General features: G+C 70.4%; 6 protein-coding genes and 1 pseudogene. 1 reads left to right on the top strand and 6 read right to left on the bottom strand.

Annotated elements, in window-relative coordinates; translation table 11 throughout:
• The 6 genes from G3N62_RS33760 to G3N62_RS33735 form a co-directional block, all read right to left on the bottom strand.
• A partial coding sequence (locus G3N62_RS33760; protein WP_206141465.1) for a cytochrome c occupies window positions 1-762 on the bottom strand: 762 nt, incomplete at its 3' end.
• Window positions 763-812: 50 nt separating this feature from the next.
• The gene (locus G3N62_RS33755; RefSeq protein WP_124669373.1) at window positions 813-1,628 is read right to left on the bottom strand and encodes an ABC transporter ATP-binding protein; all 816 of its coding nucleotides are present in this window, start codon (window positions 1,626-1,628) and stop codon (window positions 813-815) included.
• Window positions 1,622-2,713, bottom strand: a complete 1,092-nt coding sequence (locus G3N62_RS33750; protein ID WP_124669372.1) for an ABC transporter permease — start codon at window positions 2,711-2,713, stop codon at window positions 1,622-1,624. Before G3N62_RS33750 ends, G3N62_RS33755 begins: the two co-directional genes overlap by 7 nt.
• 4 nt (window positions 2,714-2,717) lie before the next feature.
• A complete protein-coding gene (locus tag G3N62_RS33745) occupies window positions 2,718-3,758 on the bottom strand; it encodes an ABC transporter substrate-binding protein (protein ID WP_124669371.1) in 1,041 nt (346 codons plus the stop codon).
• A 30-nt stretch (window positions 3,759-3,788) separates the two neighbouring features.
• A complete protein-coding gene (locus tag G3N62_RS33740; RefSeq protein ID WP_124608397.1) occupies window positions 3,789-4,628 on the bottom strand; it encodes a class II aldolase/adducin family protein in 840 nt (279 codons plus the stop codon).
• A 23-nt stretch (window positions 4,629-4,651) separates the two neighbouring features.
• On the bottom strand, window positions 4,652-5,737 hold the full coding sequence (locus tag G3N62_RS33735; RefSeq protein WP_049032552.1) for an LLM class flavin-dependent oxidoreductase: 1,086 nt from the start codon (window positions 5,735-5,737) through the stop codon (window positions 4,652-4,654).
• Between the two features lie 214 nt (window positions 5,738-5,951).
• Between G3N62_RS33735 and G3N62_RS33730 the strand changes: the two are divergent.
• A pseudogene (locus tag G3N62_RS33730) lies at window positions 5,952-6,156 on the top strand (acyl-CoA dehydrogenase); the annotation flags it as partial.

The following is a 6,156-nucleotide window of genomic DNA, read 5'->3' as shown; positions in this document are numbered from 1 at the left end:
GCGATCGAGCGGTTGCGGCGCGGCGTCGCCGCAGCGCACGTCGAGCGCCGGCAGCGGGACGGGCACCGGCCATGCGCCTTCCGCCTGTGCGCCGCTGCCCGCGGCCAGCGCCTTCAGGTAGTCGAGCACGGCCCACGTGTCCTGCGGGCCGAGTGTCGCGGCGAACCCGGGCATCGTCGACGCGCCGTGCTCGTCGCGTGTGCCGTGCCGCACGCGCCAGAACAGTTCGCCGTCGAGGCGCCGCGCGAGCAGCGTGCCGGCAAAGGTCGGCGGCCAGTGCGCGAGCGTGGCCGCGAGCGGCCCTTCGCCACGGCCGTCCGCGCCATGGCACGCGGCGCAGTGTTGCGCATACAGGTGCGCGCCGCGCATCACGCTCGATACGGAAAACGGCGCGGGATCGCGCTGGAAGCTCGTCGGCACGGCCGGCGCGAGCCACAGCGACGAAGGCGGCCACGGCGCGAACCACGCGACGGCCAGCGCGGCGAGCGCGGAGGCGACACGCCGCCTGCGCGAAACGAGCGCGATGCAGGCGAGCACGACCGCCAGTGCCGTCGCTGCGCACGCGAACGCGAGTTGCCGCGTCAGTCCGGCATCGATGCGCAGCGTTTCGAGCGCGATACGGTGCGCCCATGGCCACGCGCCCTGACCGTCCGCGTCCGCCGTCAGGCCGAGCGCGTGCAGCACACGTGCCAGCGCGATTTGCGCGCGATACAGCAGTTGCAGGAACGCGATCGCCCAGTCGGAGAAGAGCGGTGCGTTCATCGCACGCGCCAGAGCCGGGCGGCGACCGGACGTCGAACGGCACCCGCCATCTACCAGCTCGCGTCGAGTCCGAGATGCCGCAGCGCGTCGTGGCGCAATTCGGCGAGGCGCGGGTCGCCGCGATGGCGCGGGTAGGGCAGATCGACGTGCAATTCGGCGACGATCCGTGCCGGGCGGGGACCGAACACGATCACGCGCTGCGCGAGGAACAGCGCTTCCTCGACGTCGTGCGTGACGAGCAGCGCGGAGAAACCGTCGCGTTGCCACAGCGCGGTCAGCTCGGCCTGCATCGTGAGCCGCGTCAGCGAATCGAGCTTGCCGAGCGGCTCGTCGAGAATCAGCAGGCGCGGATCGTTGACGAGCGCGCGGGCGAGCGCGACGCGTTGCGCCATCCCGCCGGACAGCTGATGCGGGAACACGTTCGCGAAGTCCTGCAGCCCGACGCGCGCGAGCGCATCGTCGACGCGATGCTGCGCGGTGCGCGCCACGCCGCGCGCTTCGAGGCCGAGTGCGACGTTCGCGCGCACGCGCCGCCACGGGTACAGCGTCGGGTCCTGGAATACGACGATGCGCGACGGATCGGGGCGCTCGATCGGCACGCCGTCCTGCGCGATGCGGCCTTGCCGTGCCGCGTCGAGCCCCGCGACGAGGCGCAGCAGCGTCGATTTTCCGCAACCGCTCGGGCCGAGCAGCGCGACGAATTCGCCGGCCGCGACCGACAGCGTGACGTCGTCGAGCACCGGCAGCGCACCGCCGGGCCCGTCGAACGCATGGCTCACGCGGCGAATGTCGATGCGCGCGCCGCGTGGCGCGGTAACGGCGGGTGCGGCGGCAACGGGGGAGTCCAGCACGGCGGCGCTTACCATTTGACGGTTCCTTTCTGCCACGCGAGCACACGGTCGCGCACCGCGAACAGCAGCGCGATCAGCCCGGAAAACAGCAGCGCCATCACGATCAGCGCCGCATACATGTTCACGTACGACGCCCAGCCCTGCGCCCAGCTCAGGTACCAGCCGAGCCCCGACTTCACGCCCATCATTTCCGCGACGACCAGCACCGTGAACGACGCGCTCAGCCCCATGAAGATGCCGACGAACACGTGCGGCAGCGCGGCCGGAATCGCGACGCGCAGCACGAGGAAGCGCGCGTTCGCGCCGAGCGTGCGCGCGACGTCGTAGTACTGCTTGTTGACGCTCGCGACGCCCGACCACGTGAGCACCGCGACCGGGAAGCCGGTGGCGAGCGCGATCAGGAACGCGGCGGCCGAATAGCTCGACGGGAAGAAGTAGAACGTGAGGGGCAGCAGCGCGGTGGCCGGCACGGGGCCGAGCACGCGCAGCACCGGATGCACCCAGTAGCCGATCCGGCGCGACCAGCCGATCGACACGCCCACCGCGAAGCCGACCGCGACGCCGTACGCAAACCCGAGCGCGAGCAGCCTCAGCGTATTGCCGGCGCTGCCCGCGAGTCGCGGCCAGTCGTCGACGTAGACCTCGATCAGCGCCTGCGGCGGCGCGAAGAACGGCGTCGGCAGCCAGCCGGTTTTCGCGGTGACGATCTCCCACGCGGCGAGCACGAGCGGCAACGCGACGAGCCACGGCCCGGCCGGGCGTACGCGGGTGAGCCGCGTGCGCGTGGCGGGGACGAGATGGCCGAGCGTCGCGGCGGCCAGCAGCAGTGCGGCGATCGTCCACGCGGCCGTGCCGAACGTGTCGGTGTACGCCCAGTCGCTGAAGCCGACGATGCGGTTCGGCCACAGTTGCGTGAGCGCGCCGAGCGCGGCCCACGCGAATGCGGCGACGATCCCGGTCGGCCAGAGGCGAGCGCGGCGCGCTTCGGCGGCCTGCGTGGCTTCGCAGGCCGTGCAGGCGACGCGCGCGGACGGGGCGGCACTGCCGCCGGCAGGTGCCGGCGCAGTGCGGGCGGCGGAAGCGTGTTCGATCGTCGACATCGCGTTACCCCAGTACGTTGGCGTAGACCTGCTGCGCGAAGCGCTGCGGGTCCGTGCTCTTCTTCAGCACGCTGATGCGGCGGAAGTCGTCCGCATAGAATGCGATCTCCTGCTGCAGGTCGACGTTGGTCGGGTGATGCGTATAGGTGAGCGTCGCGTACAGCTTGCGCAGATCCTCGGGGTCGATCTTCGGCGAGTATTTCGCGAACACCTTCGCGGCTTCGTTCGGGTTGTCGTGCGTGTATTCGGTGGCCTGCACGATCGAGCGCGCGAGTGCGGCGGCCGACGGCCGGTCGTTGCGGACGAGATCGCCGCGCGCGCCGATCACGCAGCACACCTTGCGCGCGTATTCGCCGGACAGGTTCGTCGCGAGTTCCGTGTACGCGCCGTTGCTGCGCTTCTCGAGCAGATAGAGGTTCGGGTCGCCGTCGGCGATCGCGTGAATCTCGCCCTTGTCGACCGCGACGCCGAGCAGGTCGGCCGGATACTGCCGCCACGTGATGTCGCGCTCGGGATCGATCCCGTTCTTCGCGAGCAGGATCGAGAAGAAGTGCTTGCCGGGCGCGGCCAGATCGCTGACGCCGACCGTCTTGCCCTTCAGCGCCTGCAGCGTCGTGACGCCGGCCGCCTTTGCGCCGAGCAGCCGCACGCAACCGCCGTGCGAACTGCCGATGATCTTCACGTCGAAGCCGGCTTCGAGCGGCTTGAGCCAGCGGTGGATCATCCCGACCGCCGCATCGGCCTTGCCGGTCGCGATCGATTCGAGCAGCTGGTCGGTCGAGCCGCTGTAGTTGATCAGCTCGACCTTCAGGCCGTTTTTCTCGAAGAAGCCGCGCTCCTGCGCGACGACGATCGGCGTCAGGCAGAACGCGTTCTGGTTCCACGCGAACGTGAGCTTCTTCAGCGGCGGCGCGGACCATGCCTTGCGGCCGAGCGTGATCGCCGGCGCGGCGAGCGCGGCGGCGCCGGCCGCGCGCAGCAGCCGGCGGCGTTTGTCGTCGTGCGCGCCGGCGGGCGCGGGCGCGGGTGCGGTGGTGTGGGTCATCGTCTGGTCTCCGGTCTTGCGGAAAGGCGCTCAGTCGAGCAGGTCGGGTTCGTCGGCGAGGACGCGCGCGAACAGGCTGTCGAACGCATGCAGCGCACCGTCGGGGCCGCCGATCTGGCCGTGCGTGTGGCGCGCGGTGGCGTGATCGATCGGCTGCGGCGTGCCGGCAGCCTCCGCCAGCAACTGCGTGTGCGCGACGTTGTCGAGCGCGATGTACCACCATGCGGCGGCCTCGACCGTCGGGCCGGCCGTCAGGATCCCGTGGTTCTTCAGGATCACGCCCTTGTGCGTGCTGCCGTCCGGTTTCGCGAGCGCATCGGCGATCCGTGCGCCTTCGCTGGTATCGACGACCATCCCCGTGAAATCGTCGAACAGCGCGTGATCCTCGTAGAACACGCATGCGTCCTGCGTGAGCGGATCGAGCGGACGGCCGAGTGTCGACCACGCCTTGCCGTAGGTCGAGTGCGTGTGCGCCGCGGCGACGACGTGCGGATGGGCTTCGTGGATCGCCGCATGGATCGCGAATGCGGCCTTGTTCAGCGGCCGCGTGCCGATCGCGGTCTCGCCGCGGGCATTCACGAGCAGCAGGTCGGACACCTTGATCTGCGAGAAATGCACGCCGAGCGGGTTCACCCAGAAGTGATCGGGCAACTCCGGATCGCGCGCGGTGATGTGGCCGGCGAGGCCCGACGCGAAACCGAAGCGCGCGAACAGGCGGAACGCGGCCGCGAGCCGCTCCTGCCGGTGGCGGCGCTCGGCGGCGACGTCGATGCGCGGCGCGGTCGGGTCGAACCAGAAATGCTGGCGCGGCGCTTCGGCGAGTTCGAGGCCCGATGCGGTGCGCACGGGCGAGGACAGGACGGCGGACATGATGAGGTATCGCTCCGTTGGGCTCAGGCGGCGCGACGTGCGGCGTCGCGTGCGGCGACGGCGCCGCGCACGCGCGGAATCAGTTCGCGGCCGTAGTCGATCGCGTCTTCCAGCGGGTCGAAGCCGCGGATCAGGAAGGTCGTCACGCCGAGGTCGTAGTAGTCGAGCAGCGCATCGGCGACCTGCTCGGGTGTGCCGACGAGCGCCGTCGAGTTCGAGCGCGCGCCGGTGAGCTTCGCGATCTCGGTCCACAGCCGCTTGTCGACGCGCGAGCCGCGATCGGCCGCGGCAAGCAGGCGGCGCGCGCCTTCACTCTGCTGCGGGCCGCCGGCGCCGAGGCCGGCCGCTTCGCGCAGGCGGCGCGTTTCGTCGAGGATGCGGTGCGCGCGCGCCCACGCTTCGTCTTCGGTCGCGGCGAGGATCGGGCGGAACGACACCGAGAAGCGCACCTGCCGGCCGTGCTTCGCGGCTTCGGCGCGCACGCGGGTGGTCAGGTCGCGCACCTGGTCGAGCGACTCGCCCCACAGCGCATAGACGTCCGCGTGCTTGCCGGCCACCGCGAGCGCGGCTTCCGACGCGCCGCCGAAGTAGATCGGCACATGCGGCTGCTGGAACGGCTTCACTTCCGAAAAACCCTGCGTGAACCGGTAGTGCGCGCCGTCGTGATCGAATGGCTGCGCTTCGGTCCAGATCCGCCGCAGGATGCCGAGGTATTCGTCGGTGCGTGCATAACGCGCGTCATGGTCGAGGAAATCGCCGTCGCGCTGCTGCTCGCTGTCCGAGCCGCCGGAGATGAAGTGCACGGCGAGCCGGCCGCGGCTGAACTGGTCGAGCGTCGCGATCTGCCGCGCGGCGAGCGTCGGCGCGGTGAAGCCCGGACGATGCGCGAGCATGAAGTGGATGCGCTCGGTCGCGGCCGCGGCGAACGCGATCGTCAGCGTCGCCGACGGGCCGGTCGAATGATGCGGCACGAGGATCCGGTCGAAGCCGGCCGTTTCGTGGGCGCGCGCGAAGTCGCGCACGTAGTCGGGATCGACCACGGGGCCGGACGCCGGGTGGATTTCCGACTGCTTCTGGCTCTGGATCATGCCGATGAATTCGACGCTCATCTGGGTCTCCGGTGCGGGGATGTCCCGGCGCACGGCCGGGCAGGAATGGAGCGCAGGTTAACGCCGGGATCATGCGGAACGGAAATAATCAATCCCGATTTGAATATCAGATTTGCATGGTTTGGGCCGGATTGCGTTACGCATACGCTGTGGGCTCGTGAATGATCGGGCGCGCGTTGGCGCCGTGTTTGCACTCCCCAGGGAATCCGTCTCGATGTCCGCCAGCCTTGCCGCTTCCTCGCCGTCCCCGCAGCCTGCGCTGCGTCTCCTGCCTGCCGACCCGGCCGATGATGCGAACGACGCACGCGTCGCCGCGTTGCTCGACCGCCTCGCGCCCGATCTGGCCGCCGATGCGGCCCGCAACGACGCCGACGGCCGTTTTCCGCACGAGAACTTCGCGCGGCTGCATCGCGCGGGGA

The organism is Burkholderia sp. Tr-20355 (genome assembly GCF_017104685.1).
Lineage (GTDB): Bacteria > Pseudomonadota > Gammaproteobacteria > Burkholderiales > Burkholderiaceae > Burkholderia > Burkholderia seminalis.
Note: the sequence above shows the minus strand (reverse complement) of the source record. Positions and strands in the feature narration are given on the sequence as shown.